Annotated in this window: 21 protein-coding genes, 1 tRNA gene and 1 pseudogene; 11 read left to right on the top strand and 12 right to left on the bottom strand. The window is 55.2% G+C overall.

Translation table 11 applies throughout. From position 1 onward, the window contains the following. Nucleotides 1-50: 50 nt before the first annotated feature. The 4 genes from EU556_RS18565 to ispF form a co-directional block, all read right to left on the bottom strand. Nucleotides 51-1,445: a LutB/LldF family L-lactate oxidation iron-sulfur protein gene (locus EU556_RS18565; protein WP_135435639.1), complete on the bottom strand. Its 1,395-nt coding sequence runs from the start codon at nt 1,443-1,445 to the stop codon at nt 51-53. Nucleotides 1,446-1,541: 96 nt separating this feature from the next. Beyond that, nucleotides 1,542-3,140, bottom strand: a complete 1,599-nt coding sequence (locus EU556_RS18560) for a M28 family peptidase (RefSeq protein ID WP_135435638.1) — start codon at nt 3,138-3,140, stop codon at nt 1,542-1,544. A 172-nt stretch (nt 3,141-3,312) separates the two neighbouring features. Then, nucleotides 3,313-4,998 carry a M28 family peptidase gene (locus EU556_RS18555; protein ID WP_135435637.1) on the bottom strand — a complete coding sequence of 562 codons (1,686 nt, stop codon included), beginning with the start codon at nt 4,996-4,998 and terminating at the stop codon, nt 3,313-3,315. Nucleotides 4,999-5,057: 59 nt separating this feature from the next. Next, the gene (gene ispF / locus EU556_RS18550; protein WP_135435636.1) at nt 5,058-5,537 is read right to left on the bottom strand and encodes a 2-C-methyl-D-erythritol 2,4-cyclodiphosphate synthase; all 480 of its coding nucleotides are present in this window, start codon (nt 5,535-5,537) and stop codon (nt 5,058-5,060) included. A gap of 219 nt (nt 5,538-5,756) precedes the next feature. Between ispF and EU556_RS18545 the strand changes: the two genes are divergently transcribed. The 5 genes from EU556_RS18545 to EU556_RS18525 all read left to right on the top strand — a co-directional run bounded on the left by EU556_RS18545 (nt 5,757) and on the right by EU556_RS18525 (nt 13,212). Then, complete coding sequence (locus EU556_RS18545) at nt 5,757-6,371, top strand: TetR/AcrR family transcriptional regulator (protein WP_135435635.1); 615 nt, start codon at nt 5,757-5,759, stop codon at nt 6,369-6,371. A 29-nt stretch (nt 6,372-6,400) separates the two neighbouring features. Next, nucleotides 6,401-8,095, top strand: a complete 1,695-nt coding sequence (locus tag EU556_RS18540; RefSeq protein ID WP_135435634.1) for a TolC family protein — start codon at nt 6,401-6,403, stop codon at nt 8,093-8,095. Nucleotides 8,096-8,200: 105 nt separating this feature from the next. Next, nucleotides 8,201-9,322, top strand: coding sequence for an efflux RND transporter periplasmic adaptor subunit (locus tag EU556_RS18535; protein WP_135435633.1), 1,122 nt, complete (start codon nt 8,201-8,203; stop codon nt 9,320-9,322). A gap of 33 nt (nt 9,323-9,355) precedes the next feature. Next, nucleotides 9,356-12,826 carry an efflux RND transporter permease subunit gene (locus EU556_RS18530; RefSeq protein ID WP_135435632.1) on the top strand — a complete coding sequence of 1,157 codons (3,471 nt, stop codon included), beginning with the start codon at nt 9,356-9,358 and terminating at the stop codon, nt 12,824-12,826. A gap of 125 nt (nt 12,827-12,951) precedes the next feature. Next, nucleotides 12,952-13,212 (top strand): acyl carrier protein, encoded by a 261-nt coding sequence (locus EU556_RS18525; protein ID WP_135435631.1) that lies wholly within the window; start codon nt 12,952-12,954, stop codon nt 13,210-13,212. Nucleotides 13,213-13,601: 389 nt separating this feature from the next. Here the strand turns inward: EU556_RS18525 and EU556_RS26680 are convergent. Both EU556_RS26680 and EU556_RS18515 read right to left on the bottom strand, forming a co-directional pair. After that, nucleotides 13,602-13,856 (bottom strand): annotated as a pseudogene (locus EU556_RS26680) (YkvA family protein); the annotation flags it as partial. Nucleotides 13,857-14,127: 271 nt separating this feature from the next. Beyond that, nucleotides 14,128-14,739, bottom strand: coding sequence for a C40 family peptidase (locus tag EU556_RS18515; protein WP_135435630.1), 612 nt, complete (start codon nt 14,737-14,739; stop codon nt 14,128-14,130). A gap of 284 nt (nt 14,740-15,023) precedes the next feature. On the opposite strand from EU556_RS18515, the gene EU556_RS18510 reads away from it, so the two are divergent. Together EU556_RS18510 and EU556_RS18505 are read left to right on the top strand one after the other, a co-directional pair. Then, nucleotides 15,024-15,425: a hypothetical protein gene (locus tag EU556_RS18510; RefSeq protein ID WP_245327793.1), complete on the top strand. Its 402-nt coding sequence runs from the start codon at nt 15,024-15,026 to the stop codon at nt 15,423-15,425. A gap of 325 nt (nt 15,426-15,750) precedes the next feature. Continuing rightward, nucleotides 15,751-16,482, top strand: a complete 732-nt coding sequence (locus EU556_RS18505; protein ID WP_135435628.1) for a hypothetical protein — start codon at nt 15,751-15,753, stop codon at nt 16,480-16,482. 63 nt (nt 16,483-16,545) lie between these two features. Here the strand turns inward: EU556_RS18505 and EU556_RS18500 are convergent. Then, a tRNA-Thr gene (locus EU556_RS18500) sits at nt 16,546-16,621 on the bottom strand. Between the two features lie 160 nt (nt 16,622-16,781). Between EU556_RS18500 and EU556_RS18495 the strand changes: the two genes are divergently transcribed. The 3 genes from EU556_RS18495 to EU556_RS18485 all read left to right on the top strand — a co-directional run bounded on the left by EU556_RS18495 (nt 16,782) and on the right by EU556_RS18485 (nt 18,373). Further along, the gene (locus EU556_RS18495; protein ID WP_135435627.1) at nt 16,782-17,237 is read left to right on the top strand and encodes a hypothetical protein; all 456 of its coding nucleotides are present in this window, start codon (nt 16,782-16,784) and stop codon (nt 17,235-17,237) included. 78 nt (nt 17,238-17,315) lie between these two features. Then, nucleotides 17,316-18,092: an FkbM family methyltransferase gene (locus EU556_RS18490; protein ID WP_135435626.1), complete on the top strand. Its 777-nt coding sequence runs from the start codon at nt 17,316-17,318 to the stop codon at nt 18,090-18,092. Further along, nucleotides 18,092-18,373: a DUF4834 family protein gene (locus tag EU556_RS18485; RefSeq protein ID WP_135435625.1), complete on the top strand. Its 282-nt coding sequence runs from the start codon at nt 18,092-18,094 to the stop codon at nt 18,371-18,373. Before EU556_RS18490 ends, EU556_RS18485 begins: the two co-directional genes overlap by 1 nt. 78 nt (nt 18,374-18,451) lie before the next feature. Here the strand turns inward: EU556_RS18485 and EU556_RS18480 are convergent, their stop codons facing one another. The 3 genes from EU556_RS18480 to EU556_RS18470 form a co-directional block, all read right to left on the bottom strand. Beyond that, the gene (locus EU556_RS18480; protein ID WP_135435624.1) at nt 18,452-21,076 is read right to left on the bottom strand and encodes a DUF5686 and carboxypeptidase regulatory-like domain-containing protein; all 2,625 of its coding nucleotides are present in this window, start codon (nt 21,074-21,076) and stop codon (nt 18,452-18,454) included. A gap of 127 nt (nt 21,077-21,203) precedes the next feature. Next, nucleotides 21,204-22,184 (bottom strand): ferritin-like domain-containing protein, encoded by a 981-nt coding sequence (locus EU556_RS18475; RefSeq protein ID WP_135435623.1) that lies wholly within the window; start codon nt 22,182-22,184, stop codon nt 21,204-21,206. A 44-nt stretch (nt 22,185-22,228) separates the two neighbouring features. Next, nucleotides 22,229-22,990 (bottom strand): ferritin-like domain-containing protein, encoded by a 762-nt coding sequence (locus tag EU556_RS18470; protein WP_135435622.1) that lies wholly within the window; start codon nt 22,988-22,990, stop codon nt 22,229-22,231. A 366-nt stretch (nt 22,991-23,356) separates the two neighbouring features. On the opposite strand from EU556_RS18470, the gene EU556_RS18465 reads away from it, so the two are divergent. After that, the gene (locus EU556_RS18465; RefSeq protein ID WP_135435621.1) at nt 23,357-23,860 is read left to right on the top strand and encodes a regulatory protein RecX; all 504 of its coding nucleotides are present in this window, start codon (nt 23,357-23,359) and stop codon (nt 23,858-23,860) included. An 11-nt stretch (nt 23,861-23,871) separates the two neighbouring features. Here EU556_RS18465 and EU556_RS18460 read toward each other — a convergent pair whose 3' ends face one another. Together EU556_RS18460 and EU556_RS18455 are read right to left on the bottom strand one after the other, a co-directional pair. After that, a complete protein-coding gene (locus EU556_RS18460; RefSeq protein WP_135435620.1) occupies nt 23,872-24,279 on the bottom strand; it encodes a hypothetical protein in 408 nt (135 codons plus the stop codon). 16 nt (nt 24,280-24,295) lie between these two features. After that, on the bottom strand, nt 24,296-24,925 hold the full coding sequence (locus EU556_RS18455; RefSeq protein ID WP_135435619.1) for a DUF4230 domain-containing protein: 630 nt from the start codon (nt 24,923-24,925) through the stop codon (nt 24,296-24,298). Nucleotides 24,926-25,000: the final 75 nt, after the last annotated feature.

The raw sequence follows: 25,000 nt of genomic DNA, 5'->3' as shown, positions 1-25,000 counted from the left end.
GCCTTGTACTTTGTTGGGTAGATGGAGGTTGAGTTACTGGCCTAGAAAGTCTACTTGCGGGCCTTCCAGAGCTGCTTGAACGATTTAGGCGCAATCTGCACGGCTTCGCGGCGCTTGCTCCAACCGGTTTGGCCCAGCAGGCGACTCAGTACCCAGTTCTTCGCCGAGGCCGGTGCCAAATCCCATACCCAGCGCCGCTTCATGCCGTGCAGCCACAGCGTAATGGCGCGCTGCTCTTCCTTATCAGAGTGGCCCTCCTGCACGCTTTGCTGGCGGTTTTTGAGCAGCAGGTTATGAATGTTGATCTTGACCGGGCACACCGATGAACAGGCCCCGCACAGACTGCTGGCAAAGCTCAGATGCTTGTTTTCGGCCATGCCGCTCAGGTGGGGCGTAATCACAGAGCCAATGGGGCCGGAGTAGGTGGCCTCATAGGTGTGGCCACCAATGTTCTTGTACACTGGGCACACGTTAAGGCAAGCACCGCACCGGATGCAGTGCAGGGCCTCGCGCTTGTCGGGCTGGGCCAGCAGGTTAGTGCGGCCGTTGTCGAGCAGCACCACGAACATTTCCTCGGGGCCGTCTTTTTCCAGGGGCTGGCGCGGACCGGTGTAGATAGTGTTGTATACCGTAACCTGCTGGCCAGTGCCGCTGGTGCTGAGCAGGGGCCAGAATAAATCGAGGTCCTGCAAACGCGGAATCATCTTCTCGATGCCCACAATGGCAATGTGAGTTTTGGGGAAGGCCGCAGAAAGGCGAGCATTGCCCTCATTCTCGGTCACGGCAATGGCCCCGCTGTCGGCAATGAGAAAGTTGCCGCCCGTAATGCCCACTTCCGCCGCCGTGTATTTGTCGCGCAGCAAATGGCGGGCCGTGAGTACCAGCTTCTGGGCATCGTCAGTATACTCAATGCCGAGGTGCTTCACGAAAATGTCGGCAATATCGAGCTTGCTCAGGTGCATGGCCGGCGTCACGATGTGGTAAGGCCGCTCCCCGTTCAGCTGCACAATAAACTCGCCCAAGTCCGTCTCCACCGACTCAATACCATTCTTTTCGAGGTATTTGTTGAGGTGAATTTCCTCGGTGGTCATGCTCTTGGCCTTCACCACGGTGCGGGCCTTGCGCCGCTGCATAATCTTCCCAATCTCAAATAAGGCCTCCTCCGCGTTCTGCGCCCAGATAACCTTGCCACCCCGCGCCGTAAAGTTCTCCTCCCACTGCAATAGGTACTGATCGAGGTTGTTGATGACCTGGGCCTTTAAATACGAAGCCCGCGCGCGCGCCAGCTCATGGTCTTCGTAGAAGCCTAGGCCAGTCTGCACGGCCGCGTTGTACTTGCCAATGTTGAACCGAATTTTGCGCCGGTGCTCCAGGTCGAAGGCCTTAGCATCAGCATCGGCCAGAAATTGCCTGGACTTGGAAGGGGAGGAGGTCGTCGGGTTCATAGCAGCACAGATAAATCAGCAGGTACGGGCAAAGATAAAACCTACCGCTAGCAATTAGTTTCGGGAAGCGAGTGGCCTAGGCCACTCAACGCACCTCTACTTCACCGTCACGGCGGGGCGCTGGGGGCGGTTGGCGAGGTCCCAGGCGGTATAAAACACCAGGCGGGCGCGCTGCTCTAGCTTGTCAAATTCAATGTGCTCTACGTCGTCGGTGGCCTTGTGGTAATCTTGGTGTAGGCCACTGGTGTAGAAGATGACGGGAATGCGGTATCGGGCGAAGTTATAGTGGTCGGAGCGGGTATAAAGCTGCTCGGGGTCGTTGGGCTCGTTGTATTTGTAGTCGAGCTTGAGGTGCGTGTAGCGCTTGTTAGCGGCCTCATTCAGGGCGTGTAGCTCGGGGCTAAGCCGGTCGGAGCCGATGATGTACACATACTCGCTCTTGCTGGCGTGGCGCTGGTCGGTACGACCTACCATATCAATGTTGAGGTCGGCAATGGTGATTTCTAGTGGCACCACTGGGTGAGTAGTGTAATACTGAGAGCCCAACAGCCCTTTTTCTTCGCCGGTGTTCAGCAGAAACAGAATACTGCGCCGCGGGCCTTGCCCTTCGGCTTTTGCTTTGGCGAAGGCCTGAGCCAAGGTCAGCACGGCGCTAGTGCCCGAGCCATCATCGTCAGCTCCGTTGTAAATAGTGTCGTGCTGCACGCCTAGGTGGTCGTAGTGAGCAGATATAACCACTAGCTCATCCTTTTTATCGGTTCCTTCCAGAAAGCCTAGCACGTTCTCCGACGTGACGGTTTCTTGTTTCTGTGGGATGGAAAATGTGAACGGTACTGGCTGCAGGGGCTTGGGCGGTTTGCCCGTGCTGTAGCTGCTCAGCACGTAGTTTTGCAGGGCTTCGGCCTGGGCACCAAGTAGGGCTAGGCCTAGGTCGAAGGAGGTTACATACAGACTAATGCCTTCCGGTGGGGTTTCGGCCAGGGAGCTTTCATCCTGGGGCTGGGGCACGGGGGCCACCAGCGTGAAGGACGGTTCGGCCAACTGTTCCGCCACTCCAGCCCCCATGGCTTCAAACTGCGAGGTACCGGCAAACGTAATGACCACCACGCTGCGGGCGCCTTTGTCGCGAGCCAGGGCTGCCTTGCGGTAACCAGAGCCCCAGGAACTCTCCTGGCTTGAGCCCGACAGCAAATAACGGCCCCGCCCGTCAGTGGGCTCACCCTGGAGCACAAGTACGTCTTTGCCCCGGATGTCGGGCTTATTGGCATAATCATTATAACGCTCCGTCTCAATGCCAAAACCCAGAAAGACTGGGTCGGCTGGGGTGGGCGTAGTAAAGGGCGAGGTGCCAAACCCAATAAAATCGCGCATCTGGTCGAAGTAGCGGCCATTGATGCTGATGGACGCGTAGCCGTTGGGCGTGGTCTTTACCAGGCTAAACGGCTGCCAATAGGGGTTGCTGCTCGTGGTAACCGGGCCCCGCAAGCCTAGGCCAGTGAACTGCTGGGCAATGTACTCGGCGGCTTTCTTCTGGCCGGGCTGGCCGGTTTCGCGGCCCTGGTAAGCATCCGAGGCCAGCTCAGTAAGGTGGCGGCGCAGCTCGGTGGCCGTAACGACGGCGGCAAACCGCGCCGCCGGGTCAGCAGCGGCGGGTGTGGCCTCTTTCTGGGCCCAGGCCCCTGAAACGGAGCCCATAAGAAGGATAGCGGAAAGTAAAAATCTGTTCACGGAGCAGTAGGAATGGGCAAGACACAAAAAGCCGTCATTCTAGGCCAGGGAAAAGGTAGCCAAACGAGTTGTCTGTGCAACGGCGTTCTGGCAGGCTCCTGCTTCACTGGACCCGGAATGACGGCTTTTATTGGGTTACTTACTTCTTGTTGGAGTCAACTACAATGCGCTGGTCGCGGTTGGCGAGGTCCCAGGCAGTGAAGAACACCAAACGGGCGCGCTTCTCCATCTTCGGAAACTCAATCTTCTCTACTTCGTCGCCGGCGCCGTGGTAGTCAGCATGCACGCCGTTGAAGAAGAACGCCACCGGAATGCGGTGCTTGGCAAAGTTGTAGTGGTCGGAGCGGTAATAGAAACGGTTCGGGTCTTCCGGGTCGTTGTAGCGGAAGTCGAGGTCCATCTGGGTGTACTTCTGGTTGGCCCCCTGCAGAATGGTGTGCAGCTCTGAAGAGAGCTTATCCGAGCCAATCACGTACACGTAGTCGCCCTTGCCTTCGTGGTCCTTATCGGTACGGCCCACCATGTCGGTGTTCAAGTCGGCAATGGTGCTTTCCAGCGGGAAGATGGGGTGGTCAGTGTAGTATTCTGAGCCCAGCAGACCTTTCTCCTCACCCGTCACGGTCAGGAATAGAATGCTGCGGCGCGGGCCGTGGCCTTCAGCTTTTGCCTTCGTGAAGGCCTGGGCCATTTCAATCACCGAAACTGTACCCGAACCATCGTCGTCGGCGCCGTTGTGCACCTCACCATTGATTACGCCAATGTGGTCGTAGTGAGCCGACAGCACCAGTACCTCATTTTTCAGGTCAGAGCCTTCCAGGAAGCCAAGCACGTTTTCGGTGGTGAAGTCCTCACGCTTTTTAGCTGCTTTCAGCATCACCTTCGCCGGCTTGAAGCCGCTGGCCGTGGGCTTACCGGCTTTGCCAGTAGCGGCCGCGTACTTGGTTACGTTAGCCGCCGTAGTGCCCAGCATTTTGTAGCCCACCGCCGGCGACACGAAGAAAGCCGTCGTGCGGGGTGCCTGCTGCGCATCCTTGAAGCTGATGCTAGGCCGACTGATATAAGGCGTCATGCGAGCCGCTAGCTTCTCGAAATTCGCATTGGGGCTGAAATCTACGAAGAACACCGAGCGGGCTCCTTTCTGCGAAGCTAGTGCAGATTTGGCGCGGTAGTCGGTGCCCCATTTGCTGGGTTGGCCGTCTTTGCCTAGCGTGGCAGTGCCCTTGTCGTTCATGGGCTCACCCAGCAGAATAATCAGGTCCTTGCCTTTCACGTCGCCTAGGCCACTGTAGTCGGAGTAACCGTCTTGCTCGATGCCGTAGCCCGCAAACACCGGCTGCAGAGCCGTTTCGTTCTCGAAGGGCGAGTTGCCGGCACCATAGAAATCGGTCAGCCACTTAAAGGTTTGGCCACCTACTTTCAGGGTAGCGCCGTCGGCCCAGGTGCTGCGCTCCATGGTGAAGTGCTGCAGGTAAGGGTTGTCAGAGCCCTGTACGGGGCCGGTGAGGCCTAGCGCCTTAAACTGTTGGCTGATGTACTCAGCCGCCATTTTCTGACCTTTCTCGCCGGTTTCGCGGCCCTCGTAGGCATCCGATGCTAGCACAGTTAGGTGCTGCCGCAGATCGGCCTGGGTGATGGTCTGGCCGTAGTTCAGGGCCCAGTCAGCGTCAACCGGGGCCTGCTTGGTAGCCTCGGAAGTAGCGGCCGGAGCTTCCGTTTTATTCTTACGCTTGGTCTTGACTTTGATCTTCTCGGGGGCATCTTGGGCCACCGCCGAGGTCATACAGCTAGCCGCGAGCAGCAGGGCTAGGAGGGAAGGTTTGTACATAAAGGAGTATGGATGGTGGGCGGAATGGAAAAACCGATGGGAAAGTCAGGGTTAGTGGCCTAGGGTTGCATGATGAGCACCGAAGCGTAAGCCGCCACGCCTTCCCGGCGCCCCACAAAACCGAGCTTTTCGGTGGTGGTGGCCTTGATGCTGATGTCGTTTTCTTCAATGCCCATTACCTCGGCCAATACCCGCTGCATTTCCGGAATGTGCGGGTTCACCTTGGGCGCCTCCAGGCAAATGGTAGAGTCGATGTTAGAAATGCTGTAGCCGCGCTCCGTGAGCAGGCGCACCACTTCGGCCAGCAAACGCTTGCTGTCAATGCCTTTGTATTGCGGATCGGTATCGGGGAAGTGGAAGCCGATGTCGCGCAGGTTAGCCGCGCCCAGCAGAGCGTCGCAGATAACGTGAATGAGTACGTCGGCATCGGAGTGGCCTAGCGCGCCGTGGGTATGCGGAACCTGAATGCCGCCCAGCCAGAACGGTAAGCCTTCCTTGAGTTGGTGAACGTCGTAGCCGAAGCCGGTACGGATTTTCATAAAGGCAAAATTTGAAGAACAGAGTGGCAAGGTACGCCAACGCCGCAAACCAGCCCACAGCAGAAAGCTCGCAAGAAAAAAGTTATCACCAGCTAAAGTATTCAGTCGGACTAATCGTCAGACAATGGGGGAACTATCCGTCACAAAAATTGATAGCAAAATACTAATGGAAACTTAGGAATCATTTAAAGTTTCCATAGTACCTTTGTCCTCGAAGTGATGGAAGTGAAAGACAGAATCCTGCAAGCTGCCCTGGGGCTCTTTACCCGCAACGGCATCAAAAGCGTGTCGATGGATGACATTGCCACGCATTTAGGCATCTCCAAGAAAACGCTCTATAAATGGTTTGAGAACAAAGACCAGATTGTATCGGCCGTTATTGCCAACCATTTAAACGGGGTACAAGGGGAGTGCGAAGGCATCATCGGCAAAACCCAGAACGCGGTGGATGAGATGGTGCAGATGATGGACTGGGCGGAACGCCAGTTCGCGGAAGTAAACCCCAATGCCATCCACGACCTGCGCAAATACTACCCTGAGGCCTGGAACCTGTTCCACGCGCACAAGAATAAATACATCCTGAGCCAGATTCAGGACAACCTGCGCCGCGGCGTGGCGGAGGGCCTCTACCGCGCCGACCTCGACATTGAGGTGCTTTCGCGCCTGCGCCTGGCTCAAATTGATATCCTTTTCGATCCTACTCTGTTCCCCCACACCCAGTTCAACCAGAGCCGCGTGCAAATGGTGTGCAACGAGCACTTCCTGCTAGGGATGGTGACGCTGAAGGGCCACAAGTTGATTAATGAATACCGTCACGTGACGGAAGAAGAATAACCGCTCCGACACCAGAGTTTGCTTTCCATATGAAAAAGAACCTCCGCGTTTTGCTACTGGCCGCCGGGCCGGGCCTGTTGGCCCCCGCTGGCGCTACCCTGGCGCAAACGCCCACGGCCTCGCAGCCGGCACTAAACAACCAGGCAGCTATAGTAGACAATATGCCCTTGTCGCTGCAGCAGGCCGTTGATTATGCTATTAAGAACAAGTCGTCGTTGCTGGCCACGCGCTTAGGCGAGCAGACGGCCAAAGCGCGGGTAGGAGAAATTCGGTCGGCGGGCTTGCCCCAGGTAAACGTAGCCGCTAACCTCGCCGACAACTTCAAGCTCCAGAAGAGTCTGGTAGACTTTGGTGCCTTTGCTGGTGGGTCAACCGTGACGCCCCTGACCGCCGCCGACGTAGCGGCAGCCCAGGCCGGCCAAACCGTGAACATTGCCCCCGTTACGGTACCCTCTGATCCGGTGCCTCCACAAGCACTGGCATTCGGACTGCGCCACGCGGGCAACACCAGCGCTTCCGTATCGCAGCTGCTGTTTGATGGCTCTTACCTGATTGGCCTAAAGGCAGCAAAAGTCTATGAGCAACTGGCTCAGAAGCAAACCCAGCAGGCTGAAATTGATGTGGTGGAGCAGGTAAGCAAAGCCTACTACAGCACGCTGGTAGCCCGTGAGCGGCTGCAGTTGCTGAGCCGCAACGTACAGCGCCTCGACACGATTCTATTCCAAACCAACCAGACGTTCAAAGCTGGTTTTGCTGAGAAGTTGGATGTGCAGCGCCTGCAGGTGCAGCGCAACAACTTGGTGGTGGAGCAGCAGAAGGCCCAGCGCCTCACGGAGCTGAGCGTAGCCCTGCTCAAATTCCAGATGGGCCTACCCCAGGAACAAGCCGTACAGCTAACCGATTCGCTGAGCGCAGCGGTTGTTGATGCCGGAGCTCTGCGTCAGCGCCTGGGCGTGGCTAACTTGGCAACCGGGGCTGGCGTGACTGGCCTAGGGGGAGTACCTAACGCCCCTGTGCCTGCTTCAACCAATACGCTTGAGCAAAACCGCCAGGACCAGCAAACGGCCCTTAGTGGTGCCCGCACCGGGCAGCTGGCCGCGGCATTCAACTACAACAACCGCATCGAGTTTTCAACGCTGGAGACCCAGCAGGCTCTGGCTGGCCTAGACCTGGCTAACCGCCGGGCTGGCGCTTACCCGCGCCTCGTAGCTACGGCTGCCTACGGTTTTACGGGCTCAGCGAAAACCCGGAGCGACTTATTTGCCTTCCGTGGCCCTGACTCTCGCAATTCGAATGGCTTCCCTAACCAGAACTGGTTTGGCTTCGGCAACGTGGGCCTGAGTCTGCAGATTCCGGTGTTTGATGGCTTCCGCCGCAAGTATCAGGTGCAGCAGGCGCGTATTGCGCAGCAGACCATTGAGCGTGGCTTCGAAACCTTGCGCCAGAGCATTGACCTCCAGGATGCCCAAAGCCGCACCACCCTCATCAACGCCCTGGATGTGCTGGATAACCAGCGCGCCAACCTCGACCTGGCTGATGAAGTGGCCCGCGTGTCGCGCATCAAGTTCAAAGAGGGTGTAGGCTCCAACATTGAAGTGGTGACGGCTGAAACCTCTCTGCGTGAAGCGCAAACCAACTACTACGCTGCCCTCTACGATGTGCTGGTGGCTAAAGTAGACCGCGACAAAGCAACAGGAGAGCTGTACAACCAAGCCCAGAAATAGAAGCTAGGCGTCAGAAGCTAGGAGCTAGCAGCTTCTGACCCAGCCGCACTGCCATCAACGACTAGCTCCCTAACTCCTTGCTATAAGCTACTAGCTTCTCCTCAAATGAAATACGCTGCTTCTGCCTTACTCCTGACTCTGGGCCTGCTGACCGCCTGCGGCGACAAAGACCCCAAGGCTGAGTTGGCCAAGTTGAAACAAGAACAAGCCGCCAATCAGGCAAAGATTGCTGAGCTGGAAGCCAAAACCGGCGCTAAAGCCGAAGGTGAAGCTGCCCAGACTACGCCCGTCTCCGTTATTAAAGTAGCGCCCGAAAGCTTCAAGAGCTATTTGGAGCTGCAGGGCCGGGTTGATTTCGACCAGAACGCCAACGTGGCCGCCCGGGCCGCTGGCACGCTCACCAGCTTGCGCGTGCAGCGCGGCGACCAGGTGCGCAAAGGCCAGACCTTAGCCACTGTAGATGCTTCTGTGCTTGATGCCAGCATTGCCGAGCTGCGGACCCGTATGGACCTGGCCCGCGTGGTGTACGAAAAGCAGGAACGCCTCTGGAAGCAGGAAATCGGAACGGAAATCCAGTACCTGCAGGCCAAGAACAACTACCAGGCCCTGCAGCGCAACCTGGCTTCTCTAAACCAGCAGCGCGCCCTCTACAGCGTAGTAGCCCCCTTTGCCGGTACTGTAGACGATGTATTGCCTAAGTTGGGTGAAACCGTAGCCCCTGGCGCCCCCGTGGTGCGACTGATCAGCAGCAGCGGCACCGGTAAAATCTTGGCCGATGTGTCGGAGGCCTACGCTTCTCGCATTAAAGCCGGCGACAAAGCCCTGGTAACTATTCCTGACCTAGGTGCCGAGGAACTGCCCGCCACGGTGCGCGTGGTGTCCAGCACTATTAACCCTACCAGCCGCACCTTCACTACGGAGCTGCGCCTGAACAGCAGCAAGGCCGGCCAGCTGCGCCCCAACATGGTAGCCAACGTGCGCATCCAGAACTACGACCGCCAGAACGCTACCGTACTGCCCGTAGACTTGGTGCAGAAAGATGAGCAAAACAGCTACGTGCTGGTAGTGAATGAGAAAGGTGGTAAGAAAGTAGCCACCAAACGCGTTATCCAGACCGGCAATACTTACAACGGCAAGGTAGAAGTAACCAGTGGCCTACAACCCGGCGACCAGGTAATCTCCGCCGGCTACCAAACCCTGAACGAAGGCCAAGTAGTAACGCTGTAATCAGCGTTGCCCCCAACGTCAACTCCCAAAGCCATGCAGGATATAGAGAAAGAGTTTGGGCCTACCAGTTGGTCCATTAACAACAAAACCAGCATTTACATCATCACGGTGCTGCTGTGCGTGGCGGGGATTTTTGCCTACATCAAGCTGGGCAAAGAGAAATTCCCCGACATCGTTATTCCGCGCATCATCGTGGCTACCATCTACCCCGGTACCTCACCCGCCGACATCGAGAACTTGGTGACGCGCCAGCTCGAAAAGGAGCTGAAGAGTGTAAACGGGGTAAAGAAAATCAACTCCACCTCCAACCAGGACTACTGTATTGTTGACATCGAGTTTAACTCGGGCGTGGACGTGCAATATGCCAAGCAACTGGTGAAGGATGCCGTAGATAAGGCTGCACCTGAGCTGCCCAATGATTTGCCCTCGCCGCCTACGGTGAAGGAAATCAACATCTCAGAGCAGCCCATCATGTTCGTGAACCTGAGCGGCAACCTGCCGGCGGTACAGCTGAAGAAGTACGCCGACGACTTCCAGGACAAGATTGAGGCCCTGCCCGAAATTACTCGGGTAGATATTGTGGGTGCCCTCGATCAGCAGGTGAACGTGGACGTAGACCTAAACAAGCTGCGCGCCTCCCGCCTGAGCTTTTCCGACATCAGCAATGCTATTGCTCGGGAAAACGTAACCATTTCGGGTGGTTCTGTTGACGTAGGGGCGCAGAAGCGAGCCGTGCGTGTGGCTGGTCAGTACGTGCGTGCCGAAGACATTGCTGATATTCAGGTAAAGAACCTGAACGGAGCCGCCGTACGCCTCGGCGACATTGCTACCGTGCAAGATGGCTTCAAGGATCGGGAGTCGTACGCTCGCCTCGATGGCAAGCCTGCCATTACCCTGAACGTGGTAAAGCGCCAGGGCGAAAACCTGATTGACGCCTCCGACAAAATCAAGGCGTTGGTGAGTGATGCCGAGAAAACGCTGCCCAAGGAGCTGAAAGTTACCATCACCGGTGATAGTTCCAACGACACCCGCGTAACCCTGCACGACCTGATCAACACCATCGTTATTGGCTTCCTGCTGGTAACGGCCATCCTGTTGTTCTTCATGGGCACTACCAACGCTATGTTCGTAGGCCTGTCCGTGCCGATTTCGATGTTCCTGGCCTTCCTGATTATCCCGGGCTTCGACTTCTCCTTAAACATGATTGTGCTCTTCGCCTTCCTGCTGGCGCTGGGTATTGTGGTGGACGACGCCATTGTGGTAATCGAAAACACACACCGTCTGCTGCACGAGCACCCCGAGCTGACGACCGAAAAGGCCGCCAAGTTTGCCGCCGGTGAGGTATTCGTGCCTGTATTGGCTGGTACGCTGACTACTGTGGCGCCCTTCGTGCCGCTAATGTTCTGGCCTGGCATTGTGGGCTCCTTTATGTACTATCTGCCCGTAACGCTCATCATTACCCTGATGTCGTCGCTGGTGGTGGCCTTTATTATGAACCCGGTGTTTGCCGTGAGCTTCATGGAGCGCGAAGAGCACTTCGAAGAAGATCTGCACAGCAAGCCCAAGCTAAGCAAGGGTCTCAAGATTGCCATAGGTGTGCTGGTGGTGCTGGGTATCCTGTTCAACGTGCTGGCCCTGGGGGCTACCCCCGAGGTGGGCCCCGACGGTGAAACCAGCGGCCTGCTAGGCCACTTCGTTGGCAATATCTGCTTGGCCTTGGCTGGCTTCATCCTGCTCGATAAGTTCGTGCTGGTGAAGATGATTGCCTGGTTCCAGACGCGCGCCCTGCCCAAGTTCCAGAACGGTTATGCCAGCTTGGTGCGGTGGGCTATCAGCCACCCAGCCTTGGTAATGGTAGGCGTTATTGTGCTGTTCATTGGCTCATTTGTGGCCATTGGCATGCGTGGGCCCAAGGTGGACTTCTTCCCTAAAGGCGACCCCAAGTTCATCTACACCTACCTGAAAATGCCGGTGGGTACCCGCGTAGAAATTACGGACTCTATCACGAAAGTGCTGGAAAACCGGATCTATGGTGTTATTGGGCGTAAGAACCCCGACGTAGAATCGGTGATTACCAACGTGGCCATTGGCGCTGGCGACCCCAGCGACGCCTCTTCGTCGAGCGGAACGGCCATGTCGAACATGGGTAAGGTTGCCGTAGCCTTCAAGGAGCTGAGCGACCGGACCGGCCCCGCCACTGGTACCTACATGGATAAAATCCGGGAAGTGGTGAAGGGTATCCCTGGCGCCGAAATCTCGGTTGACCAAGAAGCTAGCGGTCCGCCCCAGCAGAAGCCCATTGCCATTGAGGTGATTGGTGACGATTATCCCACGTTGGCTAAGCTGAGCAAGAAAGTAACTCGCTACGTTGATTCGCTCAACATTGGTGGTGTGGAAGCTCTGCGCTCTAACTTGGAAGACCGCAACCCCGAAATTGCCGTGAACATCGACCGGACTCGGGCTAACCGTGAGGGCATCAGCACTGGTCAGATAGGCCTAGAGGTGCGTACTGCTATCTACGGCTCGGAGGCCAGCAAATTCAAGACCCCTGATGATGAGTACCCCGTGCAGGTGCGCTACGCCAAGCCCTACCGCAACGACGTAGATGCCATCATCAACTCCCCGCTCACGTTCCGCGACGCTACTGGTGCCGTGCGCCAGGTGCCTATTTCATCTATTGCCCAGGTGAGCTACGGCTCCACCTACGGCGGTATCCGGCGCAAAGACACCAAGCGCGTTATCACCATTTCCTCCAACGTGCTGAACGGCTATACCGGACCCGACGTGGTAGCCAACATTCGGACGGCGCTCAAGTCGTTCCCCACGCCGGCGGGTTACACCATCAAAATGGGTGGTGCCGAGGAAGATCAGAAAGAAACCACCGACTTCCTGCCCATGGCAGGCCTAGGGGCTCTGGCACTCATCTTCTTGATTCTGGTTACGCAGTTCAACTCGTTCAGCAAGCCAGTTATCATTCTCTCGGAGGTTCTATTCTCTATTGCGGGGGTGTTCTGGGGCCTAGCCATTACGGGCATGAACATCAGTATTGTAATGACGGGCGTGGGTATTATTGCGCTGGCCGGCATTGTGGTGAAAAACGGTATTCTGCTAGTGGAATTCACCGACATTCTGCGCGCCCAGGGTATGCCACTGCGTGAAGCCATTGTGCTGGCTGGCCGTACCCGCCTCAACCCCGTAATCCTGACGGCTACGGCCGCCACGCTGGGTCTGATTCCGCTGGCTATTGGCCTGAACGTGGACTTCTACGAGCTGTTTGCTTCTGGTAACCCACACTTCTTCATCGGTGGTGAATCGGTAGTGTTCTGGGGCCCGCTAGCCTGGACCATCATCTTCGGCCTAGTGTTTGCGACAGCCATTACCCTGTTGGTAGTGCCGGTGATGTACCTGCTGAGCGAGAGTCTGAAGCTGCGCTTGAAGAAAGATGAGGCTCCTACAGAAACCGAAGTTGAAGCTGCACGTCCGCCAGTTCTGGCCGAATACTAAGTGAATTTTTCAGGTGGAGCTTGCAACCCATTAGCAGGCTTTGGTACTCCTTCGCCCGAAGGGCGGGGGAGTGCCAGAACCACCGCCACTACCTGTTTAGTACCCCGTTCTTTGTCGTTTCCCCTATGAACATTTCGACGACTTCCCCATCCAAAACCATTGAGCAGCAAGTACTGCGGATTATCAGCAAGCGTAAGGCTATCAAAGCCCGACGCCTGCGTATTGGGAGCAGCCTTAGCAACGAGCTGGGCTTTGACACGGTTGATGTGGTAGATATTATTTTGGAGCTGGAGCGTAATTTTCACATTGTCATCCCCGATGAGGTTCCTCTCGCTACCGTGGGCGACTTTGTAAACTATGTAGCCTCGCACGCCAAGGCGGCCTAGGGCCACAGCTCACGACGATGTAATACCCCCATAAAAAAGCCCGGAACGTGCGTTCCGGGCTTTTTTATGGGGGCTAAATAGGCCTAGCGAACGTTGCCACCTGGATTACCGCCGCTGGGGCGTGACTCAGTGGTCATGTTAGGCTCGCGGCTGCTGTCAGTGGTATTGGCCGCCGTATCAGCGTGCAGCTTAGCTTCGGCCGCTTGTTTGTCGGTATCAACTGCCGTGGGGCGGTCGGCGGCTGGAGTTTCTACGGGGGTGATGTGAGAGGTAGCAGCCGTTGAGGCCGACGCAGCTACTGGCTCGTCATCCTCTACTACCGTGGGGCGAGTTTTCTCCCACTCCGCAAATTTGTCTAGCTCTTCCTTGATGGTAGTGCTAAACCAAGCCACCAGTGCTACGTCATCTAGCAGGCCTAGCACCGGAATAAAGTCCGGAATAACGTCAATGGGGCTCAAGAAGTAAATGGTCACGGCCACGGCCGCAATTACCGTGCTGGTAGGTAGGCCAGTGTACTCACCCGAGATAGAAGTGCGAATGAGGCGGAACAGCGTCTGGAGCGTTTCCCAGGCTTCATGAGCCAGGGAACCAACATCATTCTTTTCGCTTGCTTTCTGATACGCGTCATTCAGCAATTGCTTCATGCGCGTGGGCTTCTTGATGTATTCTTCGGCTTTACCGACGAATTTTTTGAAGAGGGGCGAGGAAGCAATGCTTTCGCCTTTGGGGGTTTCGTTAGCCATATGAGTAAGCGGTAGGAAGGAGTAAATAGGAAGGTCATCAGCAGATGACCAGCGCTTTGCTATACTGTTTCAGGCCGAAATAGTTTTCGGGTTTCGTAGGCCACAAATCAACAAAAAAAGCCTCATTCTGGAGAATGAGGCTTCTGAGTGCTAGTATGAAGGGCTATGTAGCCTAGTCGTTTTCTACGCGGCCAGCGGCGTAGAAATTACGGCTGTAGTAGGCCTGGTGCAAGGAGCTCACCATCACGCCACCGTTGGTAGCTGAGTGGGCAAACTTGCCATCTTTCAGGTAGATGCCCACATGGTAAATGGGTTGGCCGGGTCCGCGACGGAAGAATACCAAGTCGCCGGTCTGCATTTCGTCTTTTTGCACGTGCTTCACCTTCTCAAACATGGAGCGGGAACTGCGCTGCAGGGTAATGCCATATACCTCTTTAAATACGCGGGTCACGAAGCCCGAGCAGTCGGTGCCGCTTTTGCTGTTGCTGCCGTAGCGGTAAGGAGTACCCAACCAGGATACCACAGTGGCCAGCAAGTCTTTATTCTCATCAAAGCTGGGCTCAATACCCAGGCGCTGCGCATATTTGCTATATTCCGTTGAATCAGAAGAAGTACGCAGCAAGTTGGAGTGCGGATCATCGGTGTCGAGCAGACCGCTGAGGAAGGATGCTTCCTGGGTAGCTGAAACAGCTGATGAAGGCTGAAGTGTTGCGGGAGTTCTTTCGAAGAAAAAGGAGAGGACCATCGAGGCCGCGGCGAGGCAATACAGGATGCTGTTTTTCATTGTCCGTCGGGAGGTGGCAAAATAGGTAACCGGGGCAACCGGCTAACCTGACGCGTTGAGCTTTTTTCGATAGGCGAGAAACCTGGAAAACGAAAAAGTGAGAGGTAGAAAGAGCAACTTACAGCGGCATAACAAGCTGAACAGTTTGTTGTACCGATTCTTAAAGCTAGGCCCAAAAATTGGGGAAGACCAACTTTAGTACCCCAAATAGGTAAAAGTTCTTCTTAAAGGCCAACTATATCGTGAAAAAATCAAGCATCAAAACTCAACTGCTTGGTTAAAAGGTGCGTATACTCCGCCCTGTTTTGCTGAACCATATGGAGCTGCCACGCATCATCGAAAATTCTCCTTTTGCCCGGGTAGCCCGCACTAAATTGAAAGCCAAGAGTGTGGCCATGGTACTCGGCAATAGTATCCATCTGAGTGGAGCCTCACGTGAGCAGTTTCTGCGCGATCCGCACTGGGTGGCGCACGAGATGGAACACATCCGGCAGTTTAAACAGTATGGGCGCTTTGGCTTTTTGTGGCGCTACCTGCTGGGCTGGATTCGGCATGGGTACTACAACATACCATTTGAGGTAGCTGCCCGCGAAGCCGGAGAGCGAGATGCCGTGCTTTACGCGCAAGGCATGCCTTTACCTCCATCCGACCAGCGTCACCCTACTCCGAAAGGAAACAGAGCCTAAACTAGCAGTCTGTTTTACAGTGCACTGAAAACTTAGAGAACTAGTAGCCTATAGCTATAAGGGGAATTGGCTTAATAGATATATGTGTAAGTGCCACTTGTGCTAGGCAACATTTACTTATATAGAGCTGCTCGATAAGCTAGGAAAGCATATTTTGGATGTTATAGGCCAGTAAGCGATGTTGACGTAGGGGGGTACGCTGGAGCTTGTTGGTGTATTTATTTGGTCTTTATATAACTTTTTAACTCCTTTTCACGAATAGGGGGTAGGTAAGCTATTCAGCTCAGCCTTTGGTGTTTCTCTATCACGAAAATCCCTCCCTACCATGGAAAACAAGCAGAACCAGCCTAATAACGGCTCCAACCAGAACTCGAACTCCTCCAATAAAAATATTTCCGGTGCTCCTATGTCGGCCGGTGCCGCTGGTACTCCTGCGCCAGGCAACTCTGCTTCGGCTATGGATTCGGAAACCAATCGCCAGCAGGCCTCTGGTAAAAGCGCAAGCGGCAGCGCTTCGGCCTCCAGCCAAAGCTCGCAGAACGCATCTGCTAGCGGCGCATCCGCTTCATCGGACAAGAACTCATCGTCGCGCAACAGCGGCAGCAGCAATAGCAGCCAGAACAGCGCCTCGGCCTCATCTGCGCAAGGCAGCAGCCAGCAAGGAGAGCAAAGCCAGCGTGAGCAGCAAGGCCAAGGTGGCCAGCAGAAATCATGGCTAGACCAGCAGCAGTGGCTCAAAAATATTGATGTAAACCAGCTGCCCCAGCAAATTAAAGACCTGAGCAGCAAAGCAGTTGACCAGGTAAACAAGCTCACGCCTACCCAAAAAGTAGTAGGTGGCGCCTTGCTGGTGAGCGGACTAAGCTGGCTGGCATTACGCTCGAAGAGCAGCGCTTCAAAAGGCGAAACTTACCGCTCATACCGTGGCTCTTCGGAGAGCGGCTCCAGCTCAAAATGGAAGAGCAACAGTGGCGACTCAAAGTGGAATAGCAGCAGCGACTCAGTGTACCGCGGCGCTACCCGCAGCTACGACGACGACTACGCCAGCGACCTGTAAAGGCCAGTAATATTAGAACAGAAAAAGGCCCCGTGTATAATGTATACACGGGGCCTTTTCTATTGGAGCCCCTTATTGGACTCGAACCAACGACCTGCTCATTACGAATGAGCTGCTCTACCAACTGAGCTAAAGAGGCATATTCCGCGGCGGCGTATCCGTCGGGGGCAGCAAAGATAGGCAGCCCAAGAAACAATACGCAAGCACAAACAACACTTTTTTGCAAGATCCTGCCAAGCCCCTGACGACACTCCGTATACCGAAGTGGGCATGGCCTGATCTATATTCCGACAATACTTATGAAAAAATCATCTTCTGTTTTGCAGGCATTAGGCAGTGGCCTAGCCGGGGCTGTAGCACTCAATATCCTCCACGAAACCGTACGGCATCTGCGGCCCGCTGATGCGCCGCGCATGGATGTGCTTGGGGAGCGTGGCCTACGCAAGCTGCTTCGAAAAGCTGGAGCCCCCCAACCCAACGAGGACACGGCCTATGGTTTAACCATGCTCGGCGATCTGGTTAGCAATGGCCTGTACTATAGCTTGGTAGGTACGGGCCGTGGGGTGTGGGTGCGGGGAGCAGCGCTCGGCTTGGCTGCCGGGGTAGGCGGCGTGGTATTGCCGGGGCCCATGGGCTTGGGCGAAGCGCCCAGTAACCGCACACCCCAAACCAAGGCCATGACGGTAGCTTGGTACTTGCTAGGTGGCCTGGCCACGGCGGGCTTTTCGCGGGCCTGGAGTAAAACGCGCAAATAAGCGGGCGGGCACCACCTCAACGGCTGACCAGAGCCTAGTACGCACGAACGCGGCCCGGCGTGCTACCTTTGCGCCGTTATGATGAAGCAATTCCGTAAGCTGTTGGTCCGCGCGCTTGGTTTCGAGTCGTATATCCGTCTGGTGAGCCGCGTGTATCTGCGGTTGGTGGGCATGGGTTGGGGGCGCCAGAAGTATCCGGAGCTGTTTTTCCTGGAAAAACTAGTGAAGCCTGGCTTTACCTGCGTGGATATTGGCGCTAACCTGGGTTACTATTCCGTGGCGTTGTCCCGGCTGGTAGGAGCGGAAGGGAAAGTGCTGGCCGTAGAGCCTATTCCTGACTTTCAGGCCATCTGGAAAGACAATGTGCGCTTGAGCCACTTCCAGAATCTGACGCTGCTGCCCTACGCACTTGGTGGGGAGAATACTACCGTGCAAATGGGCACCCCCGAGCGCGACGGCCTACTGCACCATGGTATGACCAAAGTAGCCGCTAGCAACACACAGGAGCACTATGCCCGCACCTACGACGTGCCGATGCGGGTACCTGATGAGCTGTTCGGCCACTTAGAGCGGCTCGATTTTGTGAAGTGTGATGTGGAAGGCTTCGAGTACGAGGTATTCCGGCACATGCAGGCTACCTTACGGCGCTTCCAGCCCCTGATTCAAACCGAGCTAAATGGCCTAGAGAACCGCCTGGGAGTGGTAAACTTGCTGGCGGAGCTGGGGTACAAACCATTTATACTTTCTGAGCGTTCTGAATTGGTACCCTGCTCTGAGGCGCAGCTAACCAGCGCCGTCACGGCCGACTTTTACTTTCAACCCATTTCCCCTGCTCTCCCCGAGGCTACCCGTTAATGGCTACATTCCTGCTCACTCTTCTCATCATCTTTTTCATCGCCCGCTTCGTGTTGCCCGTAGTGTTGCGAATGGTAGTTGGCAACTTTATTAAGAAGCAGGCCCGACGCTACGGGCAGGCTGCGGGTGGCAACCCCTTCGGTGCTCCTTTCGAGCCAGCGCAACCCCGCAGCAACGGCTCAACCGGTGAGGTACACGTCGATTATGTGCCACCCCGCCAGAAGCCTCAGCCCAAAGAGTTTAAGGGGGGCGACTACGTAGATTTTGAAGAAGTAAAGTAATACGCACACCTAGCTCCGCATGCAAAAGGCCGCCATCCTACTAGAGGATGGCGGCCTTTTGCATGCGGAGCCGTTGCTCTAGAACCCCAGCCCTACGCGTAGGCCAGTACCTACTCGCTCGCCCGACTGTAGGCCAGTGTAGAAGTCGACGCGCAGGATTTTGAATACGTGTTCTACGCCTACGCCCAGCTCTACGTAGTGATTGGCGGCGGGCGTAGTGAGGTAATTTACGGAAGCTACCTCCTGCCACTTCAGGCGGCGCAGCAGCGGAATCTTATTGAGCAGGAAGCCATTGAAATGGTGATTGTAGTGGGCCTCCAGGAAACGGTCTTGGGTGCTGAAGCGGTAATAATCGAGAAGTTGAAACTGACTGAAGTCGCTGGCCAGATAAGTGCGGTTGCCGCTGAAGTGCCGGAAATCCATGAAATCGAGGCGGGGCGAACTGGGGAAGAAACCAGCGGCAACGCGGTAGTTGCTGGTACCCAACAGGCCTAGGCTTAGAGAGTGACGGAGACCTGCCTCCAGCAAGGTATACCGTACATCAGACCCCAGCATGCTGCCCACACCCTGGCGCCACCGGAACAAGAACGTTGGGTATTTGGAGCCCAGGTTAAACTTGCCATCAGGACGAGTGATGAAGCGCTGACCTGGCCGGAAGGAAGCGCTCAGTTCCGTAGTGAGGGCCTGACTGCGACCGAAGCCCGTAGGGCGCTCTGCATTAACGGGAGCGTTGGGTGTGAACCCTATCTCTGGTTTGTCGACGAACAGCTTGTTGGTGGTGTTATATAGCTCCCGCCTATCGAAATAGCTGGCCGTAGCTTGTACCGTGAGGCCGTTTACCGGCTCCCATTGGTAGCCCAGCTCCAGCCCATCGCGGCGGTAAAGCTTGGCATAGTTACGGTTTTTGAGCAGCGTGTAGTACGAGTTAATAAAGGGCGTGAGCTGACTACTGGGGTCGAAGTTTTCGATGGTGCGGCCCACTCGTACACTCACCCGAGACAACTTTACGGCATCAAACTGCCAGTAGGCCGAAAGGCTGGGGCTCAAAAGTTTATTGCTAACTCCGTAGCGTAAGGAAGGCGTTACGGACCACACCCGGCGGTCGTCGGTGCGTTGGGTGAAGGTCGCCTGAGGGTTAATTACCACGCCCTCCACCGTGTTGTAGTTCAAGATGTTGAACACTGGCGCAACGTACCACTGCCGCTTATAGTAGGTTTGGTTATAGACATAACCTGTAAGCAGGAGCTTGCCTACTTCCAGTTCATTGCGCTTACGGTCCAACGAATCTTGGTATGGCCGCGACTTCCGGATTACCTCCGTGCTATCCTTTACTTGGTAGTCCTTTTCTTCCTCGGCCGTGAGTGGAATAGGCCGCACCGACGACCAGTAGCTTGTATCACGCTCATTCACGCCTTTCTCTACTAGCATCACCTCGCCGCGCTTCAGCTTACCCAGGCCTAGGCCACTGGTATCGCGGGCTGCTTGCTTCGACTGGCGGCGTACTGCGGCGCTAAGCCCCTGGAGCTTGGGCTTCTGCTTTTTCACATCGGCCACGGTTTCGCGGGTAACGGGAGCATCGGCGGGGTCCTTGGTGGTGGGGGCAGGGGCTGCAACGGTAGGGGCGGGGCGGTTGGGGTAGGTAGGCGTTACCTTGTAATTCGACAGAATAGCCGTGATGTAGCCATTGCCTTTGAACCCAAGAGCCGTAAAGCCAACCGTTACCTTCTGCGACTGCATAACCCACACATCGGAAGGCCCAGGAGCAGGGGCAAAGATCTGCTCGATGTGCAGGTTGTCGACGTAGTCAAGCTGAGCGTCCTTGGTCAGGTCCAGGGACACGGAATGCAGGCGCCAAGTGCCATCTACAATATAGATGTGGCCCGAGAAAACTGGGTCGGAGCGGCGGCGCGGAGTTACTTTGATTTTGTGGATGAGCAGGCTACCCTGTTGGGTGCTGCCCTCTAGCTCGTAGCGGTAAAAAAGTGGCCCATTCGCGGCAATCGGGGATACAAAGCCTCGCTCCGAAAAGCCACTTTTCAGCACGTTCTGGTAAAAATTGAGGCCGCGCCCGGCGCTGGCACGGTTGAAGCTGATACCCTTGGTATCACCGCTTACGCGGGAGGAAATCATGCGCTCCTGCACCACGTTGGGCTGTCGGAAACTCATTTCAGATACCGTTTCTGACAGGTAGAAGATGCCGGGCTTGAAGTCGGGGCCTACTTTCACCAAACCCATAATCTTGCCCGGTACGTCGGTAAAGCGTGCTAGCGTCTTGATGTAAGTTCGGGCTTTAAATGCGGCCACTTCACGCTGGTGGTAATTGCGCCACTGAATGGCCTGCTGCACAATGGTATAGGCCGGGTCTTTGTCAGTAGAGCGCACCACTACTTCCCGCAACTGGTAGCTTTCCGGCACCAGCGTAACATTCAGCACCTTGACAGTATCACCTCCTGCCACGCTAACCGCAATTTGCTGGGGCTTGTACCCCACGTACTGAAATACCAACTCGTAGTTGCCCGGCGCCAAACGCAGCTGGTAATTCCCCTGCTCGTTGGTGGCAGTGCTGGTAGTCGTGCCCCGCACCGCCACATTAGCAAAAGCCAAAGCCTGACCCTTGGGGTCAGAAACTAAGCCCCGTACAATGCCGGCCTGCGCTACAAGGGCGAAGAAGAAAAAGCAAGTCAGAAATAAAACAGAACGCATAAGGATAGAAGCCACAGTCTGGTCAAGATAGATATAATCTAGGCCTGTAAGGTTGTCTGCGTCTGCGGTAAACAAAAAAGGACAGCCTACGGGCTGTCCTTTTGAAGCTAAGTTTGTTTTAAGCTGTTTACACGAACAGATTGGGTGCTACAGCCGCGTTAACAAAGTTCCGGGCGATTGACTTCACTGTAGCTGGGTCTAGCGGCTCATCAAATGCTTCCGAAGCGGCCGTGGCATTCAAGCCGGCGATAGTGGAAATGTCTACTCCGGCCTGCGATATGTTGTTTTCAGCAGGGAAGAAGATAGCTGTAGGAGCACCCGTAGCAGGATTGCCGGCCCCATAAACGGGAGCAGTAGAAGGATTCGTACTTGGCGAAGGGCCACCGTTATCCGTCCCTGAAATCCAGCTTTTTGGCCGAGCATTCAGGTTGCTTAAGTCTCCAGCAACGCCAGTAGCCCCCTGTCCGCTTTGTGATGCGGCTAAGCCCCGGCGCACGGTGCGTACGTGTGAGGAATGACGTGCTTCTACTGAGTGAATATTGAGGGCAGCTTCCAGAATATCCTTATTTGGCATGAGGGTAGGGGCACCACCTTTGTATGCCCGAACACCCGTATCAACGAATGCCTGCGAAGAGCCTAAGAACAACGCGTAGTTGTTAACGAGGGCAGTAGCGAAGGGGCCTACACCAGTGCCGCGGCCACCGCTATAGTCAAATGCGTTACGAGTAGGATCGGGAATAGCAGCAGAGCCCAAGGCACCACGCAGCACTTTAATGTGACCCGACTCATCATTGCGAATTTTCTCAAATGCAGGACGGTCGGCGCTGGGAATGAGGTTAGGAGCGGCGAGGCCTGAATCATAGAAGTAAAACTCGAGGTACTCCAGGCTGAGCGCGAGGTTCAGAACGGCTACAATATCGGCTGGTAGGGAATTGGTCTGGCCGTATGCACGCTGGAACAACCCGCTTACCAGGCCCGGCAGCATAGCGCCCGTTACGGCTTTGCCTGCCAGCCCAAAATGTTTAAACACCCGGCGGCGCGAATCGAGGCGCTCGTAAATTTCCGGGTCTACTTTTTCGATATCTGAAATTATTTTGAAGAGGTCCATGACGAAAGGCGAAGATGAATAGTGAAATGAGAGGCTTAGGAAGGTTACTTCAGGTTGTTAGCGCTGAGTTTAGATCCTTCTTTCAAGAAGCCATTAGCCTTGGCCAATACATCATTGGGTTTCATAGAGCGCTCTAGGCCAGTGCCGTTGCCCACGCCAGGAGTGGAGGCATTGCCAGTAGGCGTAAACAGGTCTACCACATCGTTATCGACGAAGCGGTTGTAGCTAAGCAGGTCTCGAATCAGAGCAGCGTGACGCGCTTCCACTGACACGATTTTGCCAGCAATAACTAAGTAAGCTGCCGTCTGAATGTACCGTCCAGCGCCGTTATAGGCCGCTACGCCCAAGTCTTCAAACGTCTGAGCTGCAGTAAGCACGCTCGTGCGGTCGTTGAAGTTGATGCTCGAGAAATCGGGTTCCAGTGCTTTAATAGCATTGGTAGACAGAGCAGTTTTAAAGAACTCAGCGTGCGCCTTCTCGTGCAAAGCCAAATCATCGAGGATTTGCTTCTCGGAAGTGGCGGCACCTAGGTTAGAGTAATACGTGCCCGTTTTCACTTGCGCATAGAAAGCGGCTTCTAACTGCTCCAGCGCGTAAGCATAGTTTAGCACGCCGTTGTCGCCACTCCCTACATCTAGTAAATTGCCTGAGTTATTGGGGTCGTCGTCATCATCGCAGCCAGCTAATAGAAGACCTGAAATGGCCATGCTAGCTCCAGTGTACTTTAGGAAGGACCGACGTTGGATGGGCTGTACTAGGGCAGTAGGCCCTTGATCGGTCACGCCCGAATCGTGAAGTTTTGACATAAGGAAGTATGAATAATAAGGGTGAAAATTCCTTTGCTTCTTACGTCCCGTGAGTACTTATCTGACCAGTATAGAGCAATTTTTACGTATTAGTACTGCAGAATTACGTATTACTTGGTATTTTGTAAGTCGTTGATAATTAGATAAAATGATAAAATTTTGTTTAAACCTTTTCTGCATTCATGAATATGAATGACGAAATGACCGCGCAAATAGAAACGGTATGCTGGTCATTGCGACTTGTAAATGCTACTGATACGCATGGCGTGTTAGCCACCCAAGAGTTGCACACCACCGAACGATTTAGAGGTGGGCAACGTCGTGTTATGTGGCCTAGTCACAAGCCCCTATTTTTAGGTTTCCCCTATGATGCAACCCGCCAAGAAGAAGTTTTATACCCCCACTGAAGCGCTCCAGAAAATTGCTGCGTTTTGCGCGTACCAAGAGCGTAACCAAAAAGAGGTAGAGGCTAAGTTGCGGGAGTATGGCCTAGACGAGGATGAGGCTGGCGAAATCATTATTCGCTTGAGCCGTGAGAAGCTGCTAGATGAGGAGCGGTACGCCAAAAGCTTCGTGAGGGGACATTACCGGCATAAAAAATGGGGCCGCCGCCGCATTGTGCAGGAGCTAAAGCAAAAAGGTATATCAGAGTACTGCATCAAGGCAGGCCTCAAGGAAATTGACGGCGACGAGTACTACCAAAACCTGGTAGACGTGCTGGAAAAAAAAGACCGCTTAGAGAAAGAAAAGAACCCTCGGGTCCGCCGCCAGAAAATTCAGGTGTTCCTGATGAACAAAGGTTACGAGCAGGATCTCATCAAAATGGCCCTCGATGATATGGGCAAAGTGCCGGAGGAAGACGAGGACTAAGCCACGCTGCGTTACGAAATAATGCGTACCTGATACGGCTCACCTTGGTCGTAAAGCACGCAGGCGCCATCGAGTACTACCATGTTAGGGTCTTGCAAGTGCTGAACGGGGTCGAGTACCAAAGGAACCTCGTGATGGCACACGGTGCATTTAGGGCTAGCAGTGGGTGTGAAATGACCGCCGCATATGCAGGGTGGCAGGGTAGCGCCAATTTGGGCAAGCAGCGCCGGAGTGGCTTCATAATACACCAACTCCTGAACTTGGCGTTCTAGGTACACATTGGAGCAGTGAGAGCAGTAGAAGTGCGGAAAAGCTTCGCTCATGCTGCTGGATCGCCAGCTTAGGTTATCGTGCTGGCAGGTGGGGCAATGCAGGTGGCCTACCCACTGCAGGCTGCGCTCGTATTCAACAACTTTCATATTGTTGGTTAATAAGTTAGCGCCGCGCCGGGCGTTGGGGGTTCTGCATTTGCTGCACTAGCACCACGCGCCGACCCGTGAGGGTTTCTAGCATAGGACGTAAAATTTTCTCAGCGTTTTGCTGAGTTTGCGCTAAGATACCTGACTGCAAGGCGGCGGTGCGCACGTTGGCTTCGGCGTACTTATACCCAGCATCTACCAGCTCAGCATCCTGGAAAAAGCCGTTTTCTACACTATACACTCGGCTTTTGTCGTGGTCAACCTGCCAGGTGCAAAGTTCCGGAGCGGGTAGCGCCACCCGTACAATGGAGTCACCTTCCAGCACCACGTCTTGGGCGCGCACCTTGCGCAAATCGAGGCAGCCCACGGCGTGACCAGCCACAATGAGGGCCACTTTGGCATCGGGCAGAAAGCGGTATGTGCTCTTCTTGTATTCTACTACGTCCTTGAATTGATATTGCACTAGCTCCAGCCGGCCGAGGTCTTCTACCTTTTCCAGCACCGTATTATGCGTCACCGTGATACGAGGCTCGGGGTTCAGCGGGTTTTCCAGCAGCGTGGGGCGGACTTTCGTCCACAGAAACCACCCTAGGCCTAGCAAGAAAGCCAGAGGCAGCAAACGACGGAGCAAACGAGTAAGCGGCATAAAGTAAGTTAAGCACGAGTATACAACTTACGGGCCGCCGCCGGTTGGGGTGCGTTTTTTGCCAGTACCTTTGCC

The sequence above is a fragment of the Hymenobacter fodinae genome, from assembly GCF_004745825.1.
Taxonomy (GTDB): domain Bacteria; phylum Bacteroidota; class Bacteroidia; order Cytophagales; family Hymenobacteraceae; genus Hymenobacter; species Hymenobacter fodinae.
Note: the sequence above shows the minus strand (reverse complement) of the source record. Positions and strands in the feature narration are given on the sequence as shown.

Excerpts from the sequence above, each read along its gene's own strand:
- EU556_RS18565 (WP_135435639.1), bottom strand. The coding sequence starts at position 1,445 with ATGAACCCGACGACCTCCTCCCCTTCCAAGTCCAGGCAATTTCTGGCC.
- EU556_RS18560 (WP_135435638.1), bottom strand. The coding sequence starts at position 3,140 with ATGGGCTCCGTTTCAGGGGCCTGGGCCCAGAAAGAGGCCACACCCGCC.
- EU556_RS18555 (WP_135435637.1), bottom strand. The coding sequence starts at position 4,998 with ATGTACAAACCTTCCCTCCTAGCCCTGCTGCTCGCGGCTAGCTGTATG.
- ispF (WP_135435636.1), bottom strand. The coding sequence starts at position 5,537 with ATGAAAATCCGTACCGGCTTCGGCTACGACGTTCACCAACTCAAGGAA.
- EU556_RS18545 (WP_135435635.1), top strand. The coding sequence starts at position 5,757 with ATGGAAGTGAAAGACAGAATCCTGCAAGCTGCCCTGGGGCTCTTTACC.
- EU556_RS18540 (WP_135435634.1), top strand. The coding sequence starts at position 6,401 with ATGAAAAAGAACCTCCGCGTTTTGCTACTGGCCGCCGGGCCGGGCCTG.
- EU556_RS18535 (WP_135435633.1), top strand. The coding sequence starts at position 8,201 with ATGAAATACGCTGCTTCTGCCTTACTCCTGACTCTGGGCCTGCTGACC.
- EU556_RS18530 (WP_135435632.1), top strand. The coding sequence starts at position 9,356 with ATGCAGGATATAGAGAAAGAGTTTGGGCCTACCAGTTGGTCCATTAAC.
- EU556_RS18525 (WP_135435631.1), top strand. The coding sequence starts at position 12,952 with ATGAACATTTCGACGACTTCCCCATCCAAAACCATTGAGCAGCAAGTA.
- EU556_RS18515 (WP_135435630.1), bottom strand. The coding sequence starts at position 14,739 with ATGAAAAACAGCATCCTGTATTGCCTCGCCGCGGCCTCGATGGTCCTC.
- EU556_RS18505 (WP_135435628.1), top strand. The coding sequence starts at position 15,751 with ATGGAAAACAAGCAGAACCAGCCTAATAACGGCTCCAACCAGAACTCG.
- EU556_RS18495 (WP_135435627.1), top strand. The coding sequence starts at position 16,782 with ATGAAAAAATCATCTTCTGTTTTGCAGGCATTAGGCAGTGGCCTAGCC.
- EU556_RS18490 (WP_135435626.1), top strand. The coding sequence starts at position 17,316 with ATGATGAAGCAATTCCGTAAGCTGTTGGTCCGCGCGCTTGGTTTCGAG.
- EU556_RS18485 (WP_135435625.1), top strand. The coding sequence starts at position 18,092 with ATGGCTACATTCCTGCTCACTCTTCTCATCATCTTTTTCATCGCCCGC.
- EU556_RS18480 (WP_135435624.1), bottom strand. The coding sequence starts at position 21,076 with ATGCGTTCTGTTTTATTTCTGACTTGCTTTTTCTTCTTCGCCCTTGTA.
- EU556_RS18475 (WP_135435623.1), bottom strand. The coding sequence starts at position 22,184 with ATGGACCTCTTCAAAATAATTTCAGATATCGAAAAAGTAGACCCGGAA.
- EU556_RS18470 (WP_135435622.1), bottom strand. The coding sequence starts at position 22,990 with ATGTCAAAACTTCACGATTCGGGCGTGACCGATCAAGGGCCTACTGCC.
- EU556_RS18465 (WP_135435621.1), top strand. The coding sequence starts at position 23,357 with ATGATGCAACCCGCCAAGAAGAAGTTTTATACCCCCACTGAAGCGCTC.
- EU556_RS18460 (WP_135435620.1), bottom strand. The coding sequence starts at position 24,279 with ATGAAAGTTGTTGAATACGAGCGCAGCCTGCAGTGGGTAGGCCACCTG.
- EU556_RS18455 (WP_135435619.1), bottom strand. The coding sequence starts at position 24,925 with ATGCCGCTTACTCGTTTGCTCCGTCGTTTGCTGCCTCTGGCTTTCTTG.